This window comes from Vagococcus fluvialis (assembly GCF_003337315.1).
GTDB classification, from domain to species: Bacteria; Bacillota; Bacilli; order Lactobacillales; family Vagococcaceae; genus Vagococcus; species Vagococcus fluvialis.
The window spans coordinates 14910-41225 of the sequence record NZ_QPJV01000008.1; the positions used below are offsets into that span (position 1 = coordinate 14910).

Consider the following 26316-nt stretch of genomic DNA (forward strand, 5'->3'; position numbering starts at 1 on the left):
CCAGTTAAGGTAAACCTCTTTTATTCTATTCAAATTCGATTACTTGTTGTTTTTCTGCTGCTTCAAAAATAGCTTCAATTAGTCTTAAAACACGGTAAACTTCTTCATTTTTAACGATTGGCTCAGCATTATTTCTAACGACATCATAAAAATTATGATAGAAATTATCAAAATCAGCTGCTACTTCTTTAATTGGTAAAGTAGTTGTCGCATCCTCTGATGGTGGAGCCATTGTTTTAGTTAAGCCTTGACCTGCTTGAATTGGTACTAAATTATGGTGATCAATGATTCCTGTTTGTTTCACGATTTCACCTGATAAGTCCCAATCAGAAATAACAGCTCCTCCTTCAAACCCTCGCACATACCATCTTGGTAATTTAACAAAGTTGGTTGTTCCAACTTCTACAATAGCTTTAACGCCATTTCCAAAGGTTAGATAACTAATAAAGCCATCATCAACTTCATCTCCTAAAACAAAACTTAAATCAGCTGCCACAGTTTTTACTGGACTATCTACCATAAAGAGCATTTGGTCTAATAAATGTACTCCCCAATCAAGTAACATTCCACCACCATGTTGTTTCATATGGCGCCAGTCTCCAGGAATCCCATTAGCCCCTTGTACTCGTGACTCAATTTGGAATAAATCACCAATTTGTTTTGTTTCATATAAATCACGAATGATTAGAAAGTCATTGTCCCAACGACGATTTTGATGAACCATAAATGTTTTATGCTCAAGTTTTGCTACTGCGATAACTTCTTCTAACTCTTTTGTATCCATCATGACTGGTTTTTCGCAGACAACATGTTTGCCAGCTTTTAACGCAGCTATTGCTAATTCTTTATGTGAGTCATTTGGCGTTGCGATTAAAACAGCTTCCACACTCTTATCATTAAGAACTGATTCTAATGTGTCATATGTCTTAAAGTTATCATTTTTCGCTACTTCCAACCTCTTCTCATCAATATCATAGACACCAATGACTTGAACGCCATCTTTTTCTTGGATTAATTCTCTAGCGTGATAACCACCCATACCTCCGTATCCGATAACAACAAAATTAATTTTTTCCATTTCTAAATAACCTCCTTATCTTAAGCCCACCACATATCAGTTGGTTGGTTTTTAATCATAATTGATTTTAAGTTAGTTACGGCACGGTCAAAGCCTTCATCAATTGACATCAATGGATCTTCATGCTCAATACTTAAAACATAATCATAGCCATATAATCTTAAGGCACTAATAATATCTGACCACTCTTGAATACTATGTCCACAACCAACTGATCTAAATGTCCAAGAACGAGATTGAACATTTCCATAAGGTTGCATATCTGTTAGACCATACATATTAATATTATCTTGGTCTAAAAATGTATCTTTTGCATGGAAATGATGAATAGCATTTTCTTTTCCTAAAATTTTAATAGCTCCTACTGGATCAATTCCTTGCCACCATAAGTGAGAAGGATCTAAGTTACAGCCAATTGCTTTTCCTGCTGCATCTCTTAATTTAAGCATTGTGTACGGTGTATGAGCAGAAAAGCCACCATGTAGCTCAATCCCAATTTTAACACCAGCAGCTTCTGAAGCTTGGTTAATATCTTTCCAATAAGGAATTAGTTTTTTCTCCCATTGGTAGTTATAAATATCACCATATTCAGTTGGCCAAGGAAGAACCGGCCAGTTAACTGCTGTATCTGTTTCATTTCCCGCTGGAATTCCTGAGAAACCATTGACTACAGGAACATTCATTAAAGAAGCTAACTTAATTGTTTTACGTAATAACTCATCCGCTTCTGTTGCTTCTTCTTTGTTAGGTGAAACTGGATTATTGTGACAACTAAACGCACTGATTTCTAAGCCTTTATCTTGTAATTTAGCTAGGTACTCACGTCTTTCATCACTGCTAACTAATAATTTATCAATATCACAATGAGCGTTACCTGGTGAACCTCCTGTTCCAATCTCTACTGTTTCAAGACCACGTTTTGCAACTGCCTCTATCATTTCATCAAAACTTAAATTATTAAATAAAGGAGTAAATACACCTAATTTCATTTTATCTCGTCCTTTCTATCTTAATTCTTTTAATGTTTTTACATTTACTGCTGCACTTTCCATAGGTGTTAATTTTTGGAATGCTTCTTGCTCAATAACAACCCACTCTAAATCAGCGTTCTTAGCCCAGTCTAGATAAGATTCTATTGGTAAAATTCCCTGGCCTATTTCAGTACTCTCTTTTTCTTCACCAACTACAAGCATATCTTTAAGATGCAACCATTTAATATTATTTTGGTATTTATTTAGCCAAGGTAAAACATCTACACCTGCATAAGATAACCAATAAGTATCTACTTCTAATTGAATATCTGGTATCATTTCAACCATTTTCTCTAAAATATTAACATCTGGAATATCCATTATTTCATGAGCGTGGTTATGATAGCCTAAAACTAATCCTTCTGAATTAACTTTTTTAGCAATCTCTTTTAGTTCTAGAATTTTTTCTGTCCATACTTCTAAACTATCTGCTCCCATGTAAGGAACTATTACTGCTTGATTGCCAATTTCTTTTTCAAAATTAATTGTTTTTTCAAAATCATCTCTTAATGATTCAAAGCTAATATGAGCTCCTGAACCCTTTAAAGATAACTCTGCTAATATTTTCTTTAGCTCTTCATCACTATAATCATAATAACCAGCAAATTCTACTCCATCGTAGCCATACTCTTTAACTTTTGTTAAAACCTCTTCAAAATTTTCCTGACACGCATCTTGAACACTCCAAAGTTGTAAACTAATTAAAGGTTTCATTTATTTTACCCTTCCCAATTCTCTAGTATTTCAAGAGGTTGATGATGTCCATAGGTTGGATAAGTACTGTCAGTTGGTGTTGCCCATTTAACAGCATTTTTTATGACACGTTGGACTTTTAGGTTGTAGTATGAAGGATAAGTTTCATGTCCTGGTTGAAAATAGAAAATTTTTCCGTTACCTCTTTTATAAGTACAACCACCTCTAAAGACTTCCCCGCCTTGATACCAGTTAATAAAAATTAACTCATCTGGAGCTGGAATATCGAAATGTTCACCATACATTTCTTCTTTTTCAAGCTCAATATATTCACCAATACCATCTGTAATCGGATGGCTTGGATTAATGTTCCAAATACGGCACGTTTCATCTGCTTCACGCCATTTTAAATCACAAGTTGTTCCCATTAATTTAATAAAGATTTTTGACATGTGTCCTGAATGAAGAACGATTAATCCCATACCTTGTAATACTCTCTCATGAACGCGGTTAACAACTTCATCAGAAACTTCATTATGAGCAATATGCCCCCACCAAACTAAAACATCTGTGTCATTTAAGACTTCTTCTGTTAAACCGTGTTCTGGTTCATCTAAAGTTGCTGTTCTAACGGTGAACTCTTCATCTAAAAAACTCTTTAATTGTCCATGAATTCCTTCTGGATACATTTCTTGTACTTTTTGATCTGTTTTTTCATGGCGATATTCGTTCCACACAGTTACATTAATCATTTTGATTTATCCTTTCAATGAGTTGATTAAAAAGTCTACTGGGATATCATTAGCAGACTTTTACTCTTTTTATTTGTTTAAGAAAACTGGCTCTCCAAGTCTTGAAGATTCATAAATAGCTTCTAAGATTTCTGTTACAACTAAAGCTTCTTCAGGCTTAACAACAGGATCTGTGTCATTGATAATAGCATTCATCCAAGATTGCGCTTCAATAACTGCTGGATCTGATCCAGTTCCGTCATAAAAGGCCACACCACCTGTTTCAAGTTCTATTTTTTTCTCGTATAAAAGACCACGATCTTCGCCGTTAATAGTTAAACCATTTTTCATATCCGCTCCTGCTTTTGTCCCAGATAGACTTGTTTTAGCTTCATCAACCTCTAAGCTATTAATTGCCCAACTAGATTCCAAAATAATAGAAGCTCCATTTTCCATTGTAATAAAACCAAAGGCTGAATCTTCTACAGTGAATTTCTCAGGATCCCATGGTCCCCATGCGTTCGCTGCATTTTTTGTTGAAGATAATTTATGATAAGCATTTCCTACTACATATTTTGGTTTGTAATTATTCATCATCCAAAGAGTTAAATCTAGCGCGTGAGTTCCAATATCAATTAATGGACCCCCACCTTGAGCCTCTTCATCTAAGAAAACACCCCATGTAGGAACAGCACGGCGGCGGATAGCATGAGCTTTTCCGACATAAATATCTCCTAACTCACCAGCTTCACAAATTTCATGTAAATACGTTGAGTCTGTTCTAAAACGGTTTTGGTAACCAATTGTTAATTTTTTGCCTGTTTCTTTAGCTGCTTCAAGCATCGCTCTAGCTTCTTCACTTGTTTTAGCCATTGGTTTTTCACACATAACATGTTTATCAGCATGTAGACCCGCAATAGTAATCTCAGCGTGAGAATTATTTGGTGTACAAACATGGATTACGTCAATTGATGAATCTTTTAATAATTCTTGATAGTCTGCATAAACTTTTGATTCATTTGTTCCGTAATCAGCTTTAGCTTTCTCAGCACGTTCTATATCAATATCACAAAAAGCAACCATTTCTGCTTCTTTTACTTGTTTTAAAGCTGGCATATGTTTTCCATTTGCAATTCCGCCACAGCCGATAATTCCAATTTTTAATGTCATAATAAAAAAACCTCCATCAAAGTTTGTTTGTATCTTAATACTACAAAACTTTGATAAGGTTTTCTTCCTCGTTTCAAGCTCGATTATTCCCGAATATTGTCTTTTGATATTTTAAAGGTGATACACCAACGTGTTCTTTAAACACATGATGAAAGGTTTTAACACTATGAAACCCTGACCTTTCAGCAACTTCAATCATTGGAACTTTTTCATGAGATAAAATATATTTCGCTTGGTTAATCCGGTAATTCGTTAAAAACTGTAAAAATGTTTGTCCTGTATTTTTCTTAAAGAAACGAGCAAAATAGTAGGGACTAAAACCAATATATTTTGAAATCTCTTCAAGGGTTATAACATCCTCAAAATGTTCTTCAATATAAATAAAAATTGCATTTAATCTTTCTAGTGTTTCATGATTATTAACAGCCTCCACAAAACTTTGACTGGTTTCAGCTAGTGTTTTTTTAGGCATATCACGGTAATAAATCGTCATTAAATTTAGCAACTCGCTTAACATCGCATGCTCGTAGCCTATTTCTAAGTTATTCATTTCTTCAAAAAGAGTATCTAAGCAATTTAAAACTTTTTCTTTAACTTCAAAAGGCCAATGAATACTATGATTTTCAGCTTCTTTAAATAATGTGGTTAACTCAACTTGTGATGTGTTTTTAAATAAACTATCTCTAAATAAGTTCAAATCAAACTGAAATACCTTTCGATTACTACCAGGAGAAGCTAGGAAATAATGAGTTTCACCACTTCCAAAAACAAAAATTTCTCCTTCATGAACTTGAATAATCTGATCATTGTAACCAATATTAACAGAACCCTTGGCTACATAAATAATTTCTATTTCTTTATGCCAATGAGGAGATACAATGATTTCTCCCACGTTTTCAAATGTCCTAAAAGGAAAAGATAAGGGCCATTCTGGGATTTCTAAATATAAACTCATAATTGTACTCCTTTTCCTATTTTGGCTATAGTATAGCAAAAAAATAGACTTTGAGCTTAAATAGAGAAAAAAATTATAAAAAAAGAAGTTAACTCGATTAAGTTAACTTCTTTAGTCATTATTATTTAGCGTAATCAACAGCTCGAACTTCTCTAACAACAGTCACTTTAATATGACCTGGATATTCAAGTTCGTTTTCAATTCGTTTTCTAACTTCTCTTACTAAGAGAGTTGCTTCATCATCAGTTACCTCTTCTGGTTTAACCATGACTCTAATTTCTCTACCAGCTTGGATAGCGAAACTTGTGTCAACACCAGGGAAGTCATTAGCAATATTTTCTAAACGCTCTAGACGTTTAATGTAATTTTCTAATGATTCACTTCTTGCACCAGGTCTAGCTGCAGATAAAGCATCCGCTGCTGCTACTAATACAGAAATAACTGATGTAGCTTCCACATCACCATGATGTGAGGCTACCGAATTGATGACTACTGGATGTTCTTTGTACTTACTTACAAGCTCTGTTCCGATTTCTACGTGAGAACCGTCTACTTCGTGATCTAAGGCTTTACCTATATCGTGAAGTAATCCTGCTCGTCTAGCAAGTGTTGCATCTTCACCTAGCTCTTCGGCTAAAACACCAGCTAGTTTAGCTACTTCGATTGAATGATTTAACACATTTTGACCATAACTAGTTCTAAATCTCATGCGACCTAATGTTTTAATTAAGTCAGGATGTAATGAATGAACTCCTACCTCAAATGCTGCATTCTCCCCGTATTCGCGAATGCGCTCATCCATCTCTTTACGAGATTTCTCAACCATTTCTTCAATACGTGCTGGGTGAATTCTACCATCTTGAATTAGTTTTTCTAACGTCATACGAGCGATTTCTCTTCTTATTGGATCAAAACCTGAAAGCACTACTGCTTCTGGTGTGTCATCAATAATTAAATCAATTCCTGTTAGTGTTTCAAGTGTACGAATATTTCGACCTTCTCGACCGATAATTCGTCCCTTCATATCATCATTAGGTAATGTAACCACAGTTACTGTTAATTCTGATACTTGGTCTGCTGCACAACGCTGGATGGCAAGTGAAAGCATATTTTTAGCTTTTCGATCTGCCTCTTCCTTAGCTCGTTGTTCACTGTCCTTAACTAACATAGCTCTTTCATGAGTTAATTCTTCTTCAGTTTCAGCCATAATAATATCTTTGGCTTCTTCCTTGGTCAAAGATGCGACTTTTTCAAGTTCCTCTTTTTGCTGTTCAATCAATTCTGATACTTTTTGTTCTCGCTCATCAATCAATTGTCTCTTAGAATCAATTTTTTCCTCTTTTTCCTCGAGTGAACGTTCGCGTTTCTCAATAGCGTCATCTTTGCGATCAAGATTATTCTCTTTTTGTAATAGTCGATTTTCTTGATTTTTTAATTCTGCTCTTTCTTCCTTCAGCTCACTTTCGATTTCTAGTCGGTAATTTTGATTCTGTTCTTTAGCTTCCAACAAATACTCTTTTTGAAGAGTTTCAGCTTCTTTTTTCGCTTGTTCAATAATGCCTGACGCAGTATTTTTAGCTCCGTCAATTGATTTCTCATGTTGACTTTTTGAAACAAAGTAGCCAATTGTTAAACCTACAATCAATCCGATGATAGTGAGGAGTATCAAACCCATAACAACACCTCCATACTATCTTAATTTGTTTTTTATGTGTAGATTAAAAGTAAAAATATCTCTAAATCATACTCTACAGGTATGAGTGTATAAATTAAACTATACAATCTTCATTTTAAGCTTTGTTAAAAGGAGTGTCAACTTAAATAATAAGGACATTAAGTATAAAAAAACTGTTAAACAGGTACTTACACCTATTTAACAGTCTTTATCATTTTTATTCTTCTAAATCTAATCCTAAATCTTCTACGTCTTCTTCTACTTCTTCAAGAATAACACCATCCATATTGTATGCCATACGAACTTTCTCGTAAACCTCTTGCATGATATCAGGGTTGTCCGCTAAGAATTTCTTAGCATTTTCACGTCCTTGACCAATTTTCTCATCGTTATAAGAATACCAAGCACCACTCTTATTAACGATATCTTTATCTGAAGCCATGTCAAGAAGTTCTCCTTCTTGAGAGATACCTTCTCCGTACATAATATCTACTTCAGCAATTCTAAACGGAGGAGCTACTTTATTTTTAACAACTTTAATTTTAGTACGGTTACCAATAATGTCTGTACCTTGTTTTAACTGCTCTGCACGTCTTACTTCTAAACGAACTGTTGCGTAGAACTTAAGTGCACGTCCACCTGGTGTTACTTCTGGGTTACCAAACATAACTCCAACTTTTTCACGGATTTGGTTAATGAAAATCGCAATTGTTTTAGTTTTGTTAATAGTACCTGATAATTTTCTTAGAGCTTGAGACATTAAACGAGCTTGTAACCCTACGTGGCTGTCCCCCATCTCTCCATCAATCTCAGCACGTGGTACTAAAGCTGCTACCGAGTCAACTACTACAATATCAATGGCACCACTTGATACTAAAGCTTCTGCAATGTTTAACCCTTGCTCACCTGTATCTGGTTGAGATAATAGTAACTCATCAATATTTACTCCTAAAGCTTGTGCATATTTAGGATCTAAGGCATGCTCAGCATCGATAAACGCTGCTGTTCCACCTTGTTTTTGAACTGAGGCAATAGCGTGTAAAGCGACTGTTGTTTTACCAGAACTCTCTGGTCCATAGACTTCAATAATTCTACCTCGAGGATAGCCACCAACTCCTAAAGCTGAGTCTAAAGCTAAAGAACCACTTGAAACTGTAGAAATTTGAGTATCTACTTTCTCACCTAACTTCATTACTGATCCTTTACCAAAATCTTTTTCTATCTTCTTTAATGCTGCATCTAATGCTGCTTTACGATTATCTGACATCTATGTGCCTCCTTCAATTTCTCTCTTCATTATTATAATACTTTCTTTTAAATCAAAAATCAAGATAAAAAGCGAACAAATATTCGTGTCAGCTAATTATTTTTTTCCTTAGTAGGTTTAAAGCTTGTTTAACTGCACCATCTTTAATGTAATCTCGCTCCCTATTAATAAGAACTTCGTAGGAAATAGTCTCTTCGTTTGTAGTTAAAGCGATAAAGATAGAACCGACAGGAAGATTATCTATTCTTTCAGGGCCTGCTACACCAATAATAGATAAACCGTAATCAGTCCCCATGACTTTTTTGATAGACTCCGCTAATTTAATGGCTTGTTCTTCTCCTACGATTAATATTTCTTCTGACTGAACACCTGCTAAATTAAGTAATTGTTGTTTACTTTTATTAGAGTAAGTTACCATACCACCTAGAAAAACTTCAGAACTCCCCTTAATATCAGTTAATCTACCTTGGCATAAACCACCTGAGACACCTTCAATAACAGATAAAGTTTCTTTTCTTGTCTTTAGAAGGTCAATCACAACTTCTTCTAAACTTAAATTTTCTCCGTATCCGTAAAAAAACTCACCTACTTTTTGGTTTATTTTTTCTTCTAAAGCATCTAACATCAATTGTCCTGCATCTTCTGTTTTAGCTTTTGCGGCAATTCGTAACATCACTTCATTTGTTTTAGCATACGTTGCAATAGTTGGATTAGTTTGTGTTGTAATTAATTCGTGTAAATCTTCTGCGAGTTTCGACTCACCAATTCCAATGTATCTTAAATATCTTGAGACTAATTTAGAATCGTTGGGTAAAAGCTCTTGTAATAATTTCTTAGTAACACCTTCTGCCATTGCTTTCATTTCTCTTGGAGGGCCTGGCAACAATAAGTAAGAAGTTGAATCGGCTTGGTACAACACACCACAAGCAAGTCCGGCGTCATTTTGAAGAGTTGTTCCACCTTCAATTGTTAAAGCTTGGCGTTTATTATTTTCAGTAACGCCTCTATTAGAATTAGCAAAATAGGCTTCTAATCGATTCATTGCTTCTTCATCATACCTAATCTCTTTATGTAGAAATTTAGCAGTAGTTTGCTTAGTTAAATCATCTTCTGTTGGTCCTAAACCACCGCATACAACTACTAAATCCGACCTGTTACTTGCTTCTTCTAAACAAACTAATAATCTATCTTCATTGTCTCCAACTACTTGTTGATGGTACAAATCAAAGCCTAAATTACTTAGATACTCAGATAGAAAAGCAGCATTCGTATTAACTATCTCGCCAAGTAAAATTTCTGTTCCAACTGCAATTATTTCAGCTTTCATTTTCTACTCCCTCACAATCAATGTACGTTTATTTTCTTGCTTCATTTTATCATACTTCAAAAAATTCACCTTAAGACTTATTTATTTTTTATTTATTAGTCTTTAAAAAAGTGTCAAAGTACATATGACGTGTTAAAATATGACTATCAAATTGTGTTAAGGAGAATATGAATGGGACTATATAAAAGCGTTTTCGATATTATCGGACCAGTTATGATTGGACCAAGTAGCTCGCATACTGCTGGGGCTGCAAGAATTGGAAAAGTCGTCCGCCAAATTTTTGGTGAACAACCTGATACTGTTGACTTATATCTTTATGAATCATTTGCAAAAACTTATCGTGGACACGGAACTGACATTGCTTTAGTCGGTGGACTACTAGATATGGAACCAGATGATGAAAGACTTTCTGATTCTTTAAAAATTGCTCATGAAGCTGGAATGGATGTTGCCTTTATTCCAAAACCTGAAAAAGCAGATCACCCTAACTCTGTACAAATCATTGTAAAAAAAGGGGAACGTATGATGACTTGTACTGGTATTTCAATTGGTGGTGGAGCTATTCAAATTTCTGAGTTAAATGGCTTTAAAATTAATTTAGATATGTCTACACCTACTTATTTAACTGTTCATCAAGACAAACCTGGAATTGTTGCCCAAGTGACTAATATCTTATCTAAACATGATATTAACATTAGTACAATGACTGTTACCCGCGAGTCTAAAGGGGAAAAAGCAATTATGATTATTGAAGTTGATGACCGTATTGAAGGTTTAACTTGTCATCTAAAAGAAATTGATGGCGTCGATGAAGTTAGCTTTTTTGGTTAAGGAGGAAGATTAATGTTTGAAACAATAGAAGAATTAGTAGCATTAGCTGATAAATACGGTTCCATTCATGAAACAATGATTGTCCTTGAAATGGAACAATCTCAGTATTCTCGTGAAATTATTTGGGAGCATATGGGTAAAAATTTAGATGTTATGATGGCATCTATTAAAAAAGGAGTTAATGGTGTTACTTCTGTAACAGGATTAACTGGTGGAGACGCACCAAAACTAAAAGAATACATTGAATCTGGTCGTTATTTAACAGGTAAAACAGCTTTGACTGCTGCTCAAAATGCGATTGCAGTTAATGAAGTTAACGCTGAGATGGGCTTAATTTGTGCCACACCTACTGCTGGAAGTGCGGGAGTTGCGGCTGGAGTGCTATCTGCCATTACAGATGAATACGGCTTAACTAGAGAAGAGCAAATTAATTTCTTATTTACAGCTGGTGCCTTTGGTTTAGTTATCGCTAATAATGCCTCAATCAGTGGCGCTGCTGGTGGTTGTCAGGCTGAAATTGGTTCTGCTAGCGCTATGGCAAGTGCTGCTTTAGTTGAGTATTGCGGTGGAACACCTGAACAATCTGCTCAAGCTGTTGCCATTACAATTAAAAATATGATGGGCTTAATTTGTGACCCTGTCGCTGGATTAGTTGAAGTCCCGTGTGTGAAGCGAAATGCACTTGGAGCTACTCAAGCTTTCGTATCAGCTGATATGGCTTTAGCTGGTATTACAAGTGTTATCCCACCAGATGAAGTTGTTGAAGCGATGCATATTGTTGGAATGCATATGCCAAGTATCTTCAAAGAAACTGGTGAAGGTGGACTTGCGGCAACTAAAACAGGACGTGCCATTACAAATCGTATTTTCCCTAAAGAATAAATTAGTAGGCGATTTTTATGAAAGAGATTTTTTGGAAAAACTTAGAAGATGGCGCAGTTGAAAGTGCAGAATTAGTTAAATTCAGTCAGTTTTTATTGTCATATTCTTCTATTATAGAGACAGATTCTACGACGTATACTTTGATGGTTTATTTCACTCATCAAGGAGTTGTTAGAGAATTTGAAATTAAAGAAAATGAAGAACTTATTTTTATCGGTAGGAAAAATAGGGATTGGTGGATTAATAGTGATTCCTTATCTAACAGTCAAAACATTGACTTTATTGATATTTCTTTAACCCCATTTACAAACACACTACCGATTCTATTTATGAAAAACAATAAAATAAAAAAGGAAGCTTTTCCGATGCTTTTTATTGATGTTGCTAATCATAAATTTAAAATTGTTCAACAACAATATACTTTAATGGGTGATGAAGTCCTTTATGAGAATTTAAACTCAAACTATTCAAACACCCTAACAATTGATCAAGATAATCTAACCCTAGACTATCCCAATGTATTTACTAGATTAAAAAAAGAGTCGGCTGAAAATTAATTCAGCTGACTCTTTTATGATTTATGTCTTTTATTATCATTTTCTCGAGCAATTTCTTTTTGTTGATCTGCAATAAAGCCTTTATTATCAAAATTATTTACAACTCCTGCTTGAGCTTTATTAATACCGCCTAAACCAGTATCAATCATCTTTCCCCAACCTTTTAACGGATCTTTTCCTTTAGCACGTAGTTCATCATTTTTTAATCGTATTCTTTCTGATTTTAATAACTTTTTATCTGACATCAACAAAACCTCCACTCTTTTCTTTTATTATAGCACAGTTTTATTTATTTTCTTCAGTGTATAAAACACCAATACCAGTTACTGCACTAATAATAGAAAATACAGGTGATAATAAACTAAAGAAAGCAAATGGTAAGTATACTAGAGTTGGAACGCCAAAGGTACTTGCAACAAAGCTTCCGGCAATCCCCCATGGTATTAAGTAGTTAATCACTGTACCGCCATCTTCTAAGGTACGACTTAAAACAACTGGGTCAATATTTTTTTCTTTGAAAGCTTCTTTAAATGCATTACCTGGCAAGATGACTGATAAAAATTGTTCTCCAATAAAAATATTAACACCAATACTTGAAAGTAGTGTTACAACAATTAACTGCCATGTTGCATTTAGTCTTTTAACAAGAGAATTAATCACTGTTGTAATTAAGCCCATTTCCATTAAGATACCACCTAATGATAACGTTAAAATAATCAAAACGACTGTTGGCATCATACTTGAAATACCACCTCTTGAAAGTAGTAAATCAATTTGTGTATTACCTGTTTCTGAAATAAATCCAGACTCAACAACTGTTGCAATATTAGCAATTTTTGCTGATGGGTCTTGAATAATAATCATAATGACAGCTACAATCACATTTAATAAAATTGTAATGATTGCAGGAATTTTTTTCCAAGCACAAATCAGCATTAAAGCTATGGGAATTAATGACCAAAACGAAATAGAAAAATTACCTTCTAAGACATTAATTACTGTATCAATTTCACTTAAATCAGCATTTGTATTATTCAGTCCAAGAACTGCGAATAAAATCAATGAAACAATAAAAGCTGGTACTGTTGACCACATTAAATGTTTAATATGTTTGAAAAGATCTGCTCCAACAATAGCAGATGCTAAGTTAGTTGACTCTGATAAAGGCGACATCTTATCACCAAAAACTGATCCTGAAACAATTGCTCCAACAATTAAGGCTGGATTTAAACCTAATGTTGTTCCAATACCAAAAAAAGCAATTCCGATTGTTGACATAACTGTAAAGGCACTTCCTACAGCACTTCCCACAATAGCACACACTAGAAAGACTGATGGGACAAACCATTTGACACTAATAATCTTAAAGCCTACTACCATTAATGTTGGAATAATACCTGCCTGTATCCAAACAGCAATTAAGGCTCCGACTAATAAAAAGATAAAAATAGGAATAATACCTGGTTTTAATCCTGAGACAATACCGTTATTTACCATTTCTAAAGGCATTTTTCTAATAATCATGTAAAAAATGCTGACACTAATAGCAAATAAAATCGTAATATTGGGTGATAAATGTAGCCCAATAACTCCTACTGAAATACTTAAAATAATTAATCCTAATACAATGCTTGCTTCTAATAAACTTGGTTTTTTGTTCTGATTCATGTTCATTTCTCTCCTCTAGTTTGTTTTTTACTCAACTACTAGATTGACGATAACGAACAATTCCCCCACAACTTTCTCTCATTTCAACTTCCCCCTAAAAAATAAATAAAAAAAGTCGCCCTTATATTAATTAATATAAGGGCGACTTTATTCGCGGTACCACCTTAGTTTTAAAAAGTAACTGTTTACTTTTATCTCTTTATCTAATATTCTCATGTGTTCTTTTTTAGTGTAATTCAAAGTATAAGGTGGATCGATTCGCAGCAACCATCGACTTTCTTAGGCTCATCTCTTATCTTCTACTGATTAAAAAAGTGTAACTTGATTTGTATCTTACCGACTTCCATTTAATAAGTCAAGCATTTAATTTTCAAAAATAAAATTTCCAACTAGCTGAATAACCTCTGGATTTTTTTTAAGTAAGCTATGTTTCCCTTCATTACCAAGGATAATCTGATGTTTTACAAAAAAATTATTTTGTTTTAAAAGAGAATAAATTCCTAGTGAACTATTTAGAGGAACTGTCCCATCTGATAGTTTATCATCTGAAATTTGACCACCAATTAAAAAATAACGGCTTTCACTTGGTAAATTTTGGATTAAGGTTTGATAGTTAGCTAGTTGCTCACTAATTTGTGCTGGACCCTTTTCTAAAATCGATTCTTCGCTTTGCTCGTTATCATCTATAAACTCATTAAAAGGAGCTCCTATAGTGACTAATTTTTCAACTACTGGTTGCGTAGAATCGTTAGAAAAAGTTTCCATGTATAAAAAACTACTAATGCCACCCATAGAAAAACCAACTATATTAACTTTTTCAACTTTGAATTCCGCTTTTAAATAAGTTAAAGCACTTTTTATCCATTCTGCTTGGTGCCACTGACTACTAGTATTATTATCAAAAATTAAATTGATACTAGGGTTATTTTGAGAAAATTCATTTTTTAAGTCTGTTTCAACATCTAGTGTACCGTCCTCAAAAACTCTAATAACCATCTCTTCTTCAGTGACAGTTGATTTTTCCAAAGTTTTTATCATTGTGTTCATAGTGTTAGAATTACCACTATAACCATGAATAAAAATAGTTGGTGTATTAGTTTTAGTTACCTCTTTTGTTTCAATGGTAACTGGCTTTTGACAGGCTGTTAAAAAGAGGAGTAGAAAAAAACTTAAGATTTTTAATTTTTTCATTTAGGTTAATTCTCCTTTTAAAAAAGGGACTGTGACATACTTACGTCACAGTCCCATAATACTTTTTATGATAATTTATCGATTTGGTTGAAATCAAGTTCAGTACTTGTTTCACGACCAAACATATCAATATTAACTTTTAATTTTTGTTTTTCGTTGTCAACTTCAGTGATTTCACCAGTTAATCCTGAGAAGGCACCTTCAACAATTGTTACAACTTCTCCAACTTCAACATCAAAGTCAACTTCACGTTTACTAATACCTAACTCACCTAAAATGTGGTTAATTTCTTCGTCTAATAAAGGTGCTGGCTTACTTCCTGCTCCGTGAGATCCTACAAATCCAGTTACACCAGGCGTGTTACGAACAACATACCATGAGTCATCTGTCATTGTCATCTCAACTAAAACATAACCAGGGAAAGTTTTCTTAGCTGAAATTTTTTCTTTACCGTTTTTAATTTCTCTTTCTTCTTGCTCTGGAACGACTACTCTAAAAATGAAGTCTTCCATTCCCATGCTTTGGGCACGTGATTCAATATTTTGTTTTACTTTATTTTCATATCCTGAATATGTATGTAACACATACCAGTGTTTTTCAAATGATTCCATTTCGGTCTTCCCGCCTTTTCTTGCTAAAATAAAAAAACCTCAGGATATGTGTCCGAAGTTCTTTTCTCTGTCTACAGTATAGCATCCATAGGTAGTTATTACTAGTAATTTTCTACTTAAATGAATGATTTCATAATAACATCAATCACAAAATCAGCTACCCAAAAGAAAGCTGCAAAAAGTAATGTTGATTGAATAACTGTGATAACATCTTTTGTTAACTTAGTCTTTGTAGGCCAAGTAACAATTTTCATTTCTTCAGCTACGCCTTTTAAAAATTTCATTTGTTTTTCTCCTTGTTTGCCGTTGATCTACTGAATCTCGAATTCTTTTCTATACACTATTTAAGTATAGCTTTATTTCTTAAATCATTCAAGTTTTTTATAAAATAAGCACATAAAAAAACAATATCCAAACTCTATTAGATATTGTTTATTTTGTTTCACTATGTAGTGTGTGTTTTTTACAGTATTTACAGAATTTCTTTACTTCTAATCTTTCACGTCTATTAGCGTCATTAACAGCTTTTGAATAGTTTCTAGAACCACAAACTGAACAAGCTAATGCTGATTTTCTAATTGCCACAGATACCTACCTCCTGCACTTTTTATCATCAAGTAAATCTATCATCAATTCCTACATGTGTCAAATAAAACCCTAGTAACAAAATTCTGAAAATTTAGAGAATCTTGTTTTGTTTCTCAAAACAGTTATGTTATTATTACACTATAACGAACAAAAATGAAGGGAGCGTTTTTTTATGCTTATTGAATCAGTCTGTATACCAAAAAGACAACTAACGACAGTTAACGAGTCTTGTACGTTAGAAGATGCCATTACTATTCTTGAAAAATCAGGATTTAGATGTATTCCTGTCTTAGATGAATCTGGTAGAATCTTTAGAGGAAATATTTATAAAATGCATATTTACCGTCACAAAGCTAATGGTGGCGATATGAGTTTACCTGTTACACATTTGATTAAAAACTCAACTAAGTTTATTCATTTAAACTCATCATTCTTTAAAATTTTCTTCACGATTAAGGAACTTCCTTATATCGCAGTTTTAGACAATGACAATATGTTTTATGGTATTTTAACACACAGTAGTTTATTAACTATTCTTTCTCAGTCATGGAACGTTAAAGAAGGACGCTTCGCATTAACAATTGCATCGACTGGAAAACAAGGTGACTTAGCCAACATGACTAAGGTAATCTCTAAACATTCAGATATTGCAAGTTGTATTACTCTTGATGTTGGTAAAGATGAGTACATCAGAAGAACAATCATCACTTTACCTGCTGATACAACTGAAGAAACTTGCGATATTATCGTAAAAGCTCTAGAAAGAAAAGATTTCTTTGTAGCTGAAGTAGAAGATTTAAGTAAAGAATAACAAAAAAGACAGTCACTTTCTTTATTGAAAGTAGCTGTCTTTTTTCGGCTTTATCATGTAACAGAAATCATTTCTATCATAACCTAGTTTTAATTAAAACGATTAAATTTCACGTATTTATTAATGTTATAAATAACAGGGGCTGAAACACTCATAATAATCAATTCACTTAAAAATAGTGAGCCATATGTTCCCCAGAAAAAGGCTGAGCCAATTGCTTGATTACTTAATATACAAATCATAATCGCTATTAAAATCATACTAGCTGAAAAGACTAGGGTATTAAGTATAAGGCGTTTTTTCTCATCTTTAATATATTTTTCAGCTGCTGCTGTGATAGAAAGTGCAAGTAGTGTTTGTCCGCCACCAAAAAACACATCTAACATACCACCTTCAGAGAAAAATAAATTAAACATAACAACTCCCATAACAACTCCCCACATCAGTTTTCTATTAAAAACAACAATGTGATTTAAACTCTCAGATATTCTAAATTGAATAGGTCCTTGAGCAATTGGAGAAACCACAACTGTTAAAACAATATAGATAGCTGCGAGTAATCCATTTATTATAAGTGCTTGGGTGTTCGTTTGAACCTCTCTTTTTTCCATGCTTTTATCTCCTTCCTAGTTTTTTTATCGCAGGATGGTATCAATGAACTGCGGATCGTAAAAACACGAACGAATTTATCTTACTCCCTTAAAGCTCACTTGTCAAAAAGAATTGCAGATTTTAGCCACTATCTTTATACTTAATGTATTAAATAAAGAGGTGATATTATGGCTCTAATCTATAACCGTCTTCAAGAACTAGAAGATGAACACTACGATCTATTATTAGAAGCAGATCCATCGAAAGAACTTGTTTCTCATTACTTTAAAAGAAGTTTAACCTTCGAAGTTTTAAAAGATGGTGTTTTAGTTGGGATTGTTGTCCTAATTGAGACGCGTCCTGAAACTCTAGAGATTGTTAATATTTCTGTTAGTTCGGATTATCAAAATCAGGGGATTGGTCAAGAAATACTGCAATTTGCCATTAACTACGGTAAAGAAAATCAGTTTATTGTCCTTGAAATCGGAACAGGTTCAACTAGCTTTTCTCAACTTTACTTATATCAAAAAATGGGCTTTAGAATAACTGGTATTGATAAGGACTTTTTTGTTCATCATTACGATGAAGAAATTATTGAAAATGGTTTAATTTTAAAAGACATGGTGCGTTTACAATTGTTACTGAACTAATCAAAAAGGACATAAGCTTTTACGCTTATGCCCTTTTTTTATTTATTTTTCTAAACGGTTAAACCATGCTACATATGAATCAACAATGATTTGGAAGAAATTAACTGTGTCTTCTTTAAAAGTTCCATCTTCATTGATTAAGTTCATTACTGAGCCAATATAAGCCTCTGGTTGTGCCATTGCATGAATATTTAAGAAGGTTAGAACTTGTCTTAAGTGGTGGTTAGCACCAAATCCACTAACAGCTCCAGGAGATACACTCACAATTGCTCCAGGTTTGTCATTCCAAGCATTTGCTCCATATGGTCTAGAAGCAATATCTAATGCATTTTTCAATACTGGTGGCACTGAGCGGTTATATTCTGGTGTCACAAAAACAACGCCGTCTAAACCTTTTACTTCTTCTCTAAATTTTGTCCAAGATTCAGGCGTTTCATTATTATCATCATAATCTTGGTTATACATCTCTAAGTGACCTATTTCAGGAAATACGATTTCAAACTCTTCTGGGAATAGTTCAGCTAGCTGTGCAGCCACTTTACGTGTAAATGCTTCTTTTCTTAAGCTTCCTAACATAAAACCAATACGTTTTGTCAAATCAATCAAATCCTTTCTTTTGTCTACTACTTACTTAAGTATAGCGCAAATCGACTATTATTTCAAATAATGACTCTTATGTAAACAATTCTTAAAAAAGACTTTTCTTCTGATTTTTGATATATTACTAGTATTGGTTTAAAAGGAGAAAAAAATGAAAAAGCCTATTCTACATATTATTGTCAATCCTCAAGCAGGCTCTGGTAATGCTAAAAAAACACTTGAGATTGTCCATACTTACTTAAAAAATAATCAAATAACTTATCATACTTATTTAACTGAATATCCAGGTCACGAGAAAAAAATAACTCAAAAATTAATTGATACAGTATTAGTTCCTTGGCAAGAAGATATATTTTTAGAAGCTTTATTACTTGTTATTGGAGGCGACGGGACATTACACGAAGTAACTAACACTTTGTATGACTATCCTAATATTCCAATAGCCTACTTACCAGGTGGTTCAGGAAATGACTTTGCACGTGGTCTTTCTTTAACTAGAAAAACAGAAAAAGATTTAGCCAGACTTGTTTCCGTCAGAAAACCAACAGAAATTCAGCTAATTGCGACAAATTTTAAGAGCCACACATCCCCTCAAGTTGTTCTAAATAACATTGGTATCGGTCTTGATGCTCATATTGTTTCAACTGCTAACAATTCAAAAACAAAGGGATGGTTAAATAAAATACACTTAGGTTCTTTAGCTTATTTGGCCTCTGTTTTTTCTGTTTTAAGTAAACAAAAAGCTTTTCCAATTACTTTTGAAACAAGTGATAAAAAACACGTTTTTCAAAAAGCCTATCTTTGTTCCATTACAAACCATCCTTATTTTGGTGGTGGCATTGCTATTGATCCAACAGCAAATATTAAGTCTTCTGAAATGAGTATTGTTGTTCTTGAAAAAGTTAATGTTTTTATTATTATTTATTTAGTCACTCGTTTATTAATGCGAAAACATTTAAATTCAAAATACATTCATCACTTTAAAACAAATACGTTAAAAATCATAACTAATGAATCTGAATATTGCCAAACAGACGGAGAAATTGTCGGACAGGAGCCTCAAGATATTTCTTGTTCAATGACAAGCAGATTATTTTGGGTATAAAAAAGCATGGGAACTAAGAAATCAATGACTGATTTTTTAATTCCTCATGCTTTTTAATTTGTCATAAAATCGTATGGCGTTACATTTTTCATTCCAATCATCGGGTCAACTTTTAAAAATTTAACCATATCTAGAGTTAATTGATAGTCTAAAATTTCCTCTTCTACTGTATCTTCTACCTCTTCAAATAATGAAATAGTTTGTTCTTTTGTTTTTACTTCTTTTACTACTTCAACAGCTGGTTGTTTTTCCAGCTCTTCTTTAACAGCCTCAGTTTTTTCTTCTTCATAAGCAATCATCTGATGTTCCTGATTTTTTAGCTCTAATTCATCCTCAACTAAGCGATGTCTTAATGTGGTTTGTCTTGGAATCATTTCACTTTCAATCGCTAAACGAAAAGCTTCAGTTTCACCAAGTAAAATCAAGAAATCTTTACTCCGAGTCACAGCTGTATAAATCAGTTTTCTTTGAAGCATGCGACCATACTGTTTCACTAAAGGTAGAATCACCATCTGAAACTCACTACCTTGAGATTTATGAATCGAACAGGCATAAGCAAGGGTAAATTTATTCCATTCTTGTCTCTTATAAGTTACTTCTGTTTCATCAAATAAAAGCGTCATCTCATCAACTTTATCATCAGTGTCTTTTGCATAAGTAATCCCTGTAATCTCACCCATATCACCATTAAATACATTAAATTCAGGACTGTTAACTAAATGAAGAACTTTGTCCCCAATACGGTAGACTTTATCTAGCCATTTGACTTCTTTTCGAGTGCCATCTTCATTACCATTTAGTATTTCCTGCATCATTTGGTTTAACTGGTCAATCCCTGCTTTACCACGATACATAGGTGCTAAAACTTGGACATTTTGCGAAGAAAAGCCTTTATTTTTTGCGCGTAAAACAACTTGTTCGACTACAGATTCAATTTGGTTAACAGAACAAGCTATAAAGGAGCGGTCCTTTTGGTTAGTCGTTAAATCACTAGGTAATTTCCCGTTTTTAATACTGTGAGCTAATGAAATAATTGTCGATCCATCTTCTTGACGGTAAATATCTGTCAGCTCTCTTTTAGGAATTTCTTCAACAGCTAAAAGATCAGTTAAGACTTGACCTGGTCCAACAGAAGGCAGTTGGTCTTTATCCCCAACAAAAATCACTTGCATGTTATTTGGTATTGATTTTAACAAGGTATTAGCTAACCAAGTGTCAACCATTGACATCTCATCAACAATTAACAACCCACCTTCTAATTCACGAGCCTCGTCTAAAACTTCTTTTTCCCTACCTGTTAAGCACAGTAAACGGTGAATAGTGCTGGCAGGAAGACCGGTCATTTCGTTCATTCGTTTAGCGGCTCGACCTGTTGGTGCTGCTAGCAAAATAGGAAACACATCTTGAGTATAATCTTCTAAATTAAGAGACAAACCATTTAGTTCAGCAAAAAGAGTTACAATTCCATTAACAACTGTTGTTTTCCCAGTTCCTGGTCCACCTGTTAAAATGAAAAAAGGTGATGTGATAGCTTCTCTAATTGCTTCTTGTTGTGACGCACCGTATTTAATATTAAATATTTCTTCAATGGATTCGATGCCTTTTTCAATTTCTTTTTTCGGATAACTAATTTCTTTTTTTCGTTTCAGTAATCGTTTAATAGAAGTAGTGATACCTACCTCAGAAAAATAAAGAGATTTTTCATAGAGTCTTGTTCCCTCTTGAATAATGACACCTTCTTCTGACAGTCTAATAACTTCCTCTGCAACAGAAGATGGATTAATTTCTACTGGACGGCTCTTTTCTAAAGTTTCAAGAGCTACTTCTAACATCTGACGAGCTTCCATATAAGTGTCACCAGTGTTTAAACAACTTTGAAACAACTCATGAACAAGAGCAGCTCGAATACGTTGAGGAGAGTCAGCTGCAATGCCGATTCTTTCAGCTAAACCATCAGCTTTTTTAAAGCCAACACCTTCAATATCTTCCACTAACTTATAAGGATTTTCATTAATAGTAGTTAACGTATCTTCTTTATAAAACTGATAAATACTAAAAGCTAGTTGATTACCAAATCCGTATTGATTTAAACCAATAATAATTTGCTCCATGCCATAATTTTCTTTAACAGTTTCAACTAAAGTTTCGATTTTTTTATCTGTTAATCCTTTAATGCCAGTTAAACACTCTGGATTTTCAATAATTTTGTCAATCGCTTCTGGTCCTAATACATCTACAATATTTTCAGCTATTTTTTTTCCAATACCAGGGAATTTGTCACTTGAGAGATACTGAATCATTCCTGCTTGAGAGGTTGGTTTATCTTGCTGATAGCTATCAACTTTTAATTGTTCTCCGTACTTTGGATGATTCACAATATCACCGTAGAAACGGTAAACTTCATCTTCTTGAATTTGACCAAATGTTCCTGTTGCCACAATTTCTTGTGCCATATAAGACGTGTTTGTATCTTTGACATTAACTAGTAACACTTTATAAAAATTCGTTGTATTTTCATAAAAGGTTGTTACAACTTGACCTGTGATAAAATTCTTCTCATTTTCCTCTTCAAACATCAGCTTATCCTCCCTCCTAGACAGTAATAATTAACCTAAGAAACTCTCATCGTTCCATTTTTCTAATGTAAAAATACCGTCAGTGTAATCAATCACACTTAGACTATTATTATTTAAGCCACCTTGTTTACGAATTTCTTCTAAAGGTGTGCCCACTAACGTTTGAATAATAGCTCCTAAAGTCATCCCATGACTAACAAATAATAAAGGACCTTCTTTAGCTTCTGCTATTTTTCCCTTAACAAATGGAACACTTCTTTCAATCATCTCTTCGAAAGTTTCTCCATTAAAAGGTGTTGGGTCATAATCAAGAGGACTATCTCTCATAGCCTTCATCTGCTTAGGATATAATTTTTTTCCTGTTTCAATTTTTTGACCTTCCAACTCACCAAGCCCAAGCTCCTTAAGATTATCACTTAATATAATTTTCGGAGCATGATCTAATTGACTAAGAATACCTTCAGCTGTCAGTTTAGCTCTTGATAAAGGGCTACTATAAATTGTTTCAAAAGGAATTTCCTTTAAATGAATTCCAAGTTGTTTGATTTCTTCATAACTTTGAGGTAAAAGAGGTGAGTCACCTTCCATACCTTGAAATCTTCTTTCCTCGTTCCATTCTGTCTTACCATGTCTCGTAAAATATATTTTCATGATGACTAACTCCTTAGCTTAGTTTATCGTTTTCGTAAATATGAGTTTTCTCTAAATTAGGGAAATCTTGTTGACGTAAGGCTTCATAGATAATTAAGGCTGCTGTATTAGATAGGTTTAGCGAGCGAACATGTTCATCATTCATTGGGATACGAATGCAGCCATCCTCATGGGAGCGCATAAACTCTTCTGGCAAACCAGTTGTTTCTTTTCCAAAAATAAAATAATGATCTTTTCCATCATTATAATCCACATCACTATAAGTTTTTCTAGCAAATTTACTAACTAGATGTAGCTCTTCTCCTTTGATTGATTCAAGGAAACTCTCTAAATTTGGATGGTATTTAATATTCACATCATGCCAGTAATCTAAACCTGCTCTTTTTAAATGTTTATCATCAACTGAAAAGCCAAGTGGTTCAATTAAATGGAGTGGTGTATTAGTTGCTGCACAGGTTCTGGCAATATTCCCGGTATTTGCTGGTATTTGTGGTTCAAAAAGGACAATATGGTTCATTTTAGTTAACTTCTTTCTATATATAATTTAGCTTAAATTTTAAATTTTTCACATAAAAAAAAACGTATCGCCTCGGTGTCAGTTCACTGCGAGTCGTTACGTTGATGGGAGTCATCCCTCAACAACTTTTATCAGAACAGGAATCTGATAAAAACCTTTGAAAATGACTTTACAACAGTATAGCACCTATTAACAATATATACAACCAAAGAAGATGAAAATTACTGTTTTTTTCCAATCAATATTTTCACATCAATAGTTAACTGTTTGAAGGGATGATCTTTAGCGTACTCTTTTGCTTCTGACGTTGCTCCCCAATGGATAGGAGACATCTTTAATATATCTTCATAATCTTTGTGAACAACTGGAAACCGATAGGTTACGCGTTCTTCACTAATTAGTTGGACATCTTTTTTGAATTTTTCATAAACATTTTCATTAGAGTAATTTTGTTTTTCCACATTATCTTGATAGAAAATTTCTCGCATTTCTTTTAAATAGCCAGATTCAGGAATAACTTTTATGATTAAGCCAGTCTTTTTCAAGACACGACTCATTTCTTCGTAATGACTTGGCGAGAAAATATTAAGTAGTATGTCTATACTTTCATTTTGAAAGGGCATTTGAGTGACATCTCCAATAAAGAAAAACGCATCACTAGAAAAGTCACTTGCTAGCTGAACACCGTCTTTAGATAAATCAAATCCTGTCCAAACTGTTGTATCCGATAATTGCTGAGATAGTCGGTTAACAAAACTTCCTTCACCACATCCCATATCAACAACCGTTAACTCTTCTCCTACTTCTTCTATATAGGAAGTTAATCGTTCTTCTAATTTTTGATATAAGCCATTTTGAATCATCTTTCTACGACTAAGTAACATTTCTTTATCATAGTCACTAGTTAAATGATGATTTGGAAAATGAATTGTTCCTTTTTTTGAGAGGTCATACTGATGATTACTTAAACAAATCATAGTATTACCTCTAACTTCTTTAAATTTACTTTGACACTTAGGACATAAAAATAATTCTAAATGAGCTTCTAAAAACTCTCGTCCATAATCTTTTTTCTTTTTTAACATCTCTTAATAGACTCCCTTGTTAAATATTATAACTATTCTATCATAAAAAACTCTCGCCATGCTTATTCCTTGTGCTATACTATTGTTAAATTATCAATTTATACTGGAGGATTCCCTTGTGATTATTAAAGAATTTTGCGCAGAAAACTTTACAAATATTCCAAGCGCCATTGCTTCTGGTGCTAACAGAATCGAGTTATGTGATAACTTAACTGTCGGTGGAACAACTGTTAGTAAAGGAGTTATGACTGAAACACTTGCTTATTGTGCTGAAAAAAATGTACCTGTCTTCCCAATTATTCGCCCTCGTGGTGGAAATTTCGTATACACAGATACTGAAATTAAAATTATGGAAGCAGATATTTATGAAGCTAAACAATTAGGCGCTGACGGTGTTGTTGTCGGTTGTTTAAATGAAAGTAATTGGATTGATGAAGAGGCAATGGAAATTCTTTTAGATGCTGCTAGTGGTATGCAAGTGACTTTCCACATGGCTTTTGATGCTATGAGTCGCGATAATCAATTTAAAGCAATTGATTGGTTAGCTGAGCACTCTGTTGATCGTATTCTAACTCATGGTGGAATGAGTGGTACTCCTATTGAGCAAAATCTAGAATACATTAACGATTTAATTTCTTATGCCAATCAACGTATTACTATTTTACCTGGTGGTGGACTAAGCTTTCAAAACATGGACTCAGTTGTTTCTTTCTTACAAGTTAAAGAAGTTCATGGCACAAAAATTGTCAACTTACCATTTAAATAGAAGAGGTTGTCACAGAAGTGTTCAGCTTCAATAAATAAGGAAAATAGACTATGACAAAACTAAGTCATAGTCTATTTTTTACATTTTTCGATTTTTCTTTAAGGATAATATCATCCATGTAATTAAGAGCACAGAGACAATAATTAAATACAACCAACCGTATTCAGAATCCACTACAGGCAAATTAATATTCATCCCATAAAAACCTGTTATAAGGGTTGGAATGGCTAAGGCAAGTGACCAAACTGTTAAAAATTTCATCGTATCATTTAAATTATTATTCATAATACTATCAAATATTTGAGAAATTTTGTTAACAATATTTGCCTCAAGTTGTACCATTTGAGCAATTTGTTTTGCTTCAATTAAAGCATCTTCTAATCTACTTTTTTCATTTTCTGAAAAAGATTTATCTATTTTAGGTGACAGTAACATCTCAATCACATCAATATTTCCTTCTGTTGCACTTTCAAAAAAGGTTAGTGTTTGCTGTAAATAAGCAAGCTTCACTAAATCTTTATTCGCTAATTTTTTCGTTAATAAATCATCTAACACATGTCTTTCTTTAGTCAACTCTCTTAAAGCTGGTAAGTAACTATCGACTAAATAATTAACACCTTCAATCATTAAACTAGTTGATGTATAGTCATTTTCAGTCTTTAAATTTTCTTTAAAAAGGGTAAGTTCGATAACTTCCTCTCCCTCATTA

At 33.5% G+C, this 26316-nt stretch carries 29 protein-coding genes; 7 read left to right on the top strand and 22 right to left on the bottom strand.

Going from position 1 to position 26316, the window contains the following annotated elements; all coding sequences use genetic code 11:
* Positions 1-25: 25 nt before the first annotated feature.
* The 9 genes from DFR54_RS08700 to DFR54_RS08740 all read right to left on the bottom strand — a co-directional run bounded on the left by DFR54_RS08700 (position 26) and on the right by DFR54_RS08740 (position 9927).
* Complete coding sequence (locus DFR54_RS08700) at positions 26-1078, bottom strand: Gfo/Idh/MocA family protein (RefSeq protein WP_114289885.1); 1053 nt, start codon at positions 1076-1078, stop codon at positions 26-28.
* Positions 1079-1098: 20 nt separating this feature from the next.
* Positions 1099-2067, bottom strand: a complete 969-nt coding sequence (locus DFR54_RS08705; RefSeq protein WP_086341219.1) for a sugar phosphate isomerase/epimerase family protein — start codon at positions 2065-2067, stop codon at positions 1099-1101.
* Between the two features lie 15 nt (positions 2068-2082).
* Positions 2083-2823 carry a sugar phosphate isomerase/epimerase family protein gene (locus tag DFR54_RS08710; RefSeq protein ID WP_114289886.1) on the bottom strand — a complete coding sequence of 247 codons (741 nt, stop codon included), beginning with the start codon at positions 2821-2823 and terminating at the stop codon, positions 2083-2085.
* A gap of 5 nt (positions 2824-2828) precedes the next feature.
* Positions 2829-3554: a ThuA domain-containing protein gene (locus DFR54_RS08715; protein ID WP_114289887.1), complete on the bottom strand. Its 726-nt coding sequence runs from the start codon at positions 3552-3554 to the stop codon at positions 2829-2831.
* A gap of 69 nt (positions 3555-3623) precedes the next feature.
* Complete coding sequence (locus DFR54_RS08720) at positions 3624-4703, bottom strand: Gfo/Idh/MocA family protein (RefSeq protein WP_114289888.1); 1080 nt, start codon at positions 4701-4703, stop codon at positions 3624-3626.
* 73 nt (positions 4704-4776) lie between these two features.
* A complete protein-coding gene (locus DFR54_RS08725; protein ID WP_114289889.1) occupies positions 4777-5658 on the bottom strand; it encodes a helix-turn-helix transcriptional regulator in 882 nt (293 codons plus the stop codon).
* Positions 5659-5779: 121 nt separating this feature from the next.
* A complete protein-coding gene (gene rny, locus DFR54_RS08730; protein ID WP_086341214.1) occupies positions 5780-7333 on the bottom strand; it encodes a ribonuclease Y in 1554 nt (517 codons plus the stop codon).
* A 217-nt stretch (positions 7334-7550) separates the two neighbouring features.
* Positions 7551-8600 (bottom strand): recombinase RecA, encoded by a 1050-nt coding sequence (gene recA / locus DFR54_RS08735; protein WP_114289890.1) that lies wholly within the window; start codon positions 8598-8600, stop codon positions 7551-7553.
* Between the two features lie 88 nt (positions 8601-8688).
* On the bottom strand, positions 8689-9927 hold the full coding sequence (locus DFR54_RS08740) for a competence/damage-inducible protein A (protein ID WP_114289891.1): 1239 nt from the start codon (positions 9925-9927) through the stop codon (positions 8689-8691).
* Between the two features lie 171 nt (positions 9928-10098).
* Between DFR54_RS08740 and sdaAB the strand changes: the two genes are divergently transcribed.
* The 3 genes from sdaAB to DFR54_RS08755 are packed head-to-tail and all read left to right on the top strand — an operon-like array spanning position 10099 to position 12197.
* Complete coding sequence (sdaAB, locus tag DFR54_RS08745; protein WP_114289892.1) at positions 10099-10758, top strand: L-serine ammonia-lyase, iron-sulfur-dependent subunit beta; 660 nt, start codon at positions 10099-10101, stop codon at positions 10756-10758.
* A gap of 12 nt (positions 10759-10770) precedes the next feature.
* The gene (gene sdaAA / locus DFR54_RS08750) at positions 10771-11640 is read left to right on the top strand and encodes an L-serine ammonia-lyase, iron-sulfur-dependent, subunit alpha (protein ID WP_114289893.1); all 870 of its coding nucleotides are present in this window, start codon (positions 10771-10773) and stop codon (positions 11638-11640) included.
* A gap of 17 nt (positions 11641-11657) precedes the next feature.
* On the top strand, positions 11658-12197 hold the full coding sequence (locus DFR54_RS08755) for a putative glycolipid-binding domain-containing protein (RefSeq protein ID WP_114289894.1): 540 nt from the start codon (positions 11658-11660) through the stop codon (positions 12195-12197).
* 14 nt (positions 12198-12211) lie between these two features.
* Here DFR54_RS08755 and DFR54_RS08760 read toward each other — a convergent pair whose 3' ends face one another.
* The 6 genes from DFR54_RS08760 to rpmG all read right to left on the bottom strand — a co-directional run bounded on the left by DFR54_RS08760 (position 12212) and on the right by rpmG (position 16252).
* Positions 12212-12442 carry a hypothetical protein gene (locus DFR54_RS08760; protein WP_114289895.1) on the bottom strand — a complete coding sequence of 77 codons (231 nt, stop codon included), beginning with the start codon at positions 12440-12442 and terminating at the stop codon, positions 12212-12214.
* Between the two features lie 40 nt (positions 12443-12482).
* A complete protein-coding gene (gene nhaC, locus DFR54_RS08765) occupies positions 12483-13865 on the bottom strand; it encodes a Na+/H+ antiporter NhaC (RefSeq protein WP_114289896.1) in 1383 nt (460 codons plus the stop codon).
* Between the two features lie 363 nt (positions 13866-14228).
* Positions 14229-15056: an alpha/beta fold hydrolase gene (locus DFR54_RS08770; protein ID WP_114289897.1), complete on the bottom strand. Its 828-nt coding sequence runs from the start codon at positions 15054-15056 to the stop codon at positions 14229-14231.
* 65 nt (positions 15057-15121) lie between these two features.
* Positions 15122-15667, bottom strand: coding sequence for a transcription termination/antitermination protein NusG (gene nusG / locus DFR54_RS08775; protein ID WP_086341204.1), 546 nt, complete (start codon positions 15665-15667; stop codon positions 15122-15124).
* 116 nt (positions 15668-15783) lie between these two features.
* Positions 15784-15951 (bottom strand): preprotein translocase subunit SecE, encoded by a 168-nt coding sequence (gene secE, locus DFR54_RS08780; RefSeq protein ID WP_086341203.1) that lies wholly within the window; start codon positions 15949-15951, stop codon positions 15784-15786.
* 148 nt (positions 15952-16099) lie between these two features.
* Complete coding sequence (rpmG, locus tag DFR54_RS08785) at positions 16100-16252, bottom strand: 50S ribosomal protein L33 (RefSeq protein ID WP_086341202.1); 153 nt, start codon at positions 16250-16252, stop codon at positions 16100-16102.
* Positions 16253-16427: 175 nt separating this feature from the next.
* On the opposite strand from rpmG, the gene cbpA reads away from it, so the two are divergent.
* The gene (gene cbpA, locus DFR54_RS08790; protein WP_086341201.1) at positions 16428-17066 is read left to right on the top strand and encodes a cyclic di-AMP binding protein CbpA; all 639 of its coding nucleotides are present in this window, start codon (positions 16428-16430) and stop codon (positions 17064-17066) included.
* An 89-nt stretch (positions 17067-17155) separates the two neighbouring features.
* Here the strand turns inward: cbpA and DFR54_RS08795 are convergent, their stop codons facing one another.
* Positions 17156-17677: a QueT transporter family protein gene (locus DFR54_RS08795; RefSeq protein ID WP_114289898.1), complete on the bottom strand. Its 522-nt coding sequence runs from the start codon at positions 17675-17677 to the stop codon at positions 17156-17158.
* Between the two features lie 168 nt (positions 17678-17845).
* Here DFR54_RS08795 and DFR54_RS08800 point away from each other — a divergent pair, with 168 nt between their 5' ends.
* Positions 17846-18307: a GNAT family N-acetyltransferase gene (locus DFR54_RS08800; protein ID WP_114289899.1), complete on the top strand. Its 462-nt coding sequence runs from the start codon at positions 17846-17848 to the stop codon at positions 18305-18307.
* Between the two features lie 42 nt (positions 18308-18349).
* On the opposite strand, the gene DFR54_RS08805 is transcribed toward DFR54_RS08800, so the two are convergent.
* Positions 18350-18904 (bottom strand): NADPH-dependent FMN reductase, encoded by a 555-nt coding sequence (locus DFR54_RS08805; RefSeq protein ID WP_086341198.1) that lies wholly within the window; start codon positions 18902-18904, stop codon positions 18350-18352.
* Positions 18905-19058: 154 nt separating this feature from the next.
* Between DFR54_RS08805 and DFR54_RS08810 the strand changes: the two genes are divergently transcribed.
* A complete protein-coding gene (locus DFR54_RS08810) occupies positions 19059-20012 on the top strand; it encodes a diacylglycerol/lipid kinase family protein (RefSeq protein WP_114289900.1) in 954 nt (317 codons plus the stop codon).
* A gap of 53 nt (positions 20013-20065) precedes the next feature.
* Here the strand turns inward: DFR54_RS08810 and recD2 are convergent, their stop codons facing one another.
* The 4 genes from recD2 to DFR54_RS08830 all read right to left on the bottom strand — a co-directional run bounded on the left by recD2 (position 20066) and on the right by DFR54_RS08830 (position 24841).
* A complete protein-coding gene (gene recD2 / locus DFR54_RS08815; protein ID WP_114289901.1) occupies positions 20066-22588 on the bottom strand; it encodes an SF1B family DNA helicase RecD2 in 2523 nt (840 codons plus the stop codon).
* A 30-nt stretch (positions 22589-22618) separates the two neighbouring features.
* Positions 22619-23239: a histidine phosphatase family protein gene (locus DFR54_RS08820; protein ID WP_114289902.1), complete on the bottom strand. Its 621-nt coding sequence runs from the start codon at positions 23237-23239 to the stop codon at positions 22619-22621.
* Between the two features lie 13 nt (positions 23240-23252).
* Positions 23253-23756, bottom strand: a complete 504-nt coding sequence (gene trmL, locus DFR54_RS08825) for a tRNA (uridine(34)/cytosine(34)/5-carboxymethylaminomethyluridine(34)-2'-O)-methyltransferase TrmL (protein WP_114289903.1) — start codon at positions 23754-23756, stop codon at positions 23253-23255.
* A gap of 221 nt (positions 23757-23977) precedes the next feature.
* Positions 23978-24841, bottom strand: a complete 864-nt coding sequence (locus tag DFR54_RS08830) for a methyltransferase domain-containing protein (protein WP_114289904.1) — start codon at positions 24839-24841, stop codon at positions 23978-23980.
* 121 nt (positions 24842-24962) lie between these two features.
* Here DFR54_RS08830 and DFR54_RS08835 point away from each other — a divergent pair, with 121 nt between their 5' ends.
* Positions 24963-25607 (top strand): copper homeostasis protein CutC, encoded by a 645-nt coding sequence (locus tag DFR54_RS08835; RefSeq protein WP_114289967.1) that lies wholly within the window; start codon positions 24963-24965, stop codon positions 25605-25607.
* A gap of 78 nt (positions 25608-25685) precedes the next feature.
* Here the strand turns inward: DFR54_RS08835 and DFR54_RS08840 are convergent, their stop codons facing one another.
* Positions 25686-26297: a magnesium transporter CorA family protein gene (locus DFR54_RS08840; protein WP_282957104.1), complete on the bottom strand. Its 612-nt coding sequence runs from the start codon at positions 26295-26297 to the stop codon at positions 25686-25688.
* Positions 26298-26316: the final 19 nt, after the last annotated feature.

Excerpts from the sequence above, each read along its gene's own strand:
- DFR54_RS08700 (WP_114289885.1), bottom strand. The coding sequence starts at position 1,078 with ATGGAAAAAATTAATTTTGTTGTTATCGGATACGGAGGTATGGGTGGT.
- DFR54_RS08705 (WP_086341219.1), bottom strand. The coding sequence starts at position 2,067 with ATGAAATTAGGTGTATTTACTCCTTTATTTAATAATTTAAGTTTTGAT.
- DFR54_RS08710 (WP_114289886.1), bottom strand. The coding sequence starts at position 2,823 with ATGAAACCTTTAATTAGTTTACAACTTTGGAGTGTTCAAGATGCGTGT.
- DFR54_RS08715 (WP_114289887.1), bottom strand. The coding sequence starts at position 3,554 with ATGATTAATGTAACTGTGTGGAACGAATATCGCCATGAAAAAACAGAT.
- DFR54_RS08720 (WP_114289888.1), bottom strand. The coding sequence starts at position 4,703 with ATGACATTAAAAATTGGAATTATCGGCTGTGGCGGAATTGCAAATGGA.
- DFR54_RS08725 (WP_114289889.1), bottom strand. The coding sequence starts at position 5,658 with ATGAGTTTATATTTAGAAATCCCAGAATGGCCCTTATCTTTTCCTTTT.
- rny (WP_086341214.1), bottom strand. The coding sequence starts at position 7,333 with ATGGGTTTGATACTCCTCACTATCATCGGATTGATTGTAGGTTTAACA.
- recA (WP_114289890.1), bottom strand. The coding sequence starts at position 8,600 with ATGTCAGATAATCGTAAAGCAGCATTAGATGCAGCATTAAAGAAGATA.
- DFR54_RS08740 (WP_114289891.1), bottom strand. The coding sequence starts at position 9,927 with ATGAAAGCTGAAATAATTGCAGTTGGAACAGAAATTTTACTTGGCGAG.
- sdaAB (WP_114289892.1), top strand. The coding sequence starts at position 10,099 with ATGGGACTATATAAAAGCGTTTTCGATATTATCGGACCAGTTATGATT.
- sdaAA (WP_114289893.1), top strand. The coding sequence starts at position 10,771 with ATGTTTGAAACAATAGAAGAATTAGTAGCATTAGCTGATAAATACGGT.
- DFR54_RS08755 (WP_114289894.1), top strand. The coding sequence starts at position 11,658 with ATGAAAGAGATTTTTTGGAAAAACTTAGAAGATGGCGCAGTTGAAAGT.
- DFR54_RS08760 (WP_114289895.1), bottom strand. The coding sequence starts at position 12,442 with ATGTCAGATAAAAAGTTATTAAAATCAGAAAGAATACGATTAAAAAAT.
- nhaC (WP_114289896.1), bottom strand. The coding sequence starts at position 13,865 with ATGAATCAGAACAAAAAACCAAGTTTATTAGAAGCAAGCATTGTATTA.
- DFR54_RS08770 (WP_114289897.1), bottom strand. The coding sequence starts at position 15,056 with ATGAAAAAATTAAAAATCTTAAGTTTTTTTCTACTCCTCTTTTTAACA.
- nusG (WP_086341204.1), bottom strand. The coding sequence starts at position 15,667 with ATGGAATCATTTGAAAAACACTGGTATGTGTTACATACATATTCAGGA.
- secE (WP_086341203.1), bottom strand. The coding sequence starts at position 15,951 with ATGAAATTTTTAAAAGGCGTAGCTGAAGAAATGAAAATTGTTACTTGG.
- cbpA (WP_086341201.1), top strand. The coding sequence starts at position 16,428 with ATGCTTATTGAATCAGTCTGTATACCAAAAAGACAACTAACGACAGTT.
- DFR54_RS08795 (WP_114289898.1), bottom strand. The coding sequence starts at position 17,677 with ATGGAAAAAAGAGAGGTTCAAACGAACACCCAAGCACTTATAATAAAT.
- DFR54_RS08800 (WP_114289899.1), top strand. The coding sequence starts at position 17,846 with ATGGCTCTAATCTATAACCGTCTTCAAGAACTAGAAGATGAACACTAC.
- DFR54_RS08810 (WP_114289900.1), top strand. The coding sequence starts at position 19,059 with ATGAAAAAGCCTATTCTACATATTATTGTCAATCCTCAAGCAGGCTCT.
- recD2 (WP_114289901.1), bottom strand. The coding sequence starts at position 22,588 with ATGTTTGAAGAGGAAAATGAGAAGAATTTTATCACAGGTCAAGTTGTA.
- DFR54_RS08820 (WP_114289902.1), bottom strand. The coding sequence starts at position 23,239 with ATGAAAATATATTTTACGAGACATGGTAAGACAGAATGGAACGAGGAA.
- trmL (WP_114289903.1), bottom strand. The coding sequence starts at position 23,756 with ATGAACCATATTGTCCTTTTTGAACCACAAATACCAGCAAATACCGGG.
- DFR54_RS08830 (WP_114289904.1), bottom strand. The coding sequence starts at position 24,841 with ATGTTAAAAAAGAAAAAAGATTATGGACGAGAGTTTTTAGAAGCTCAT.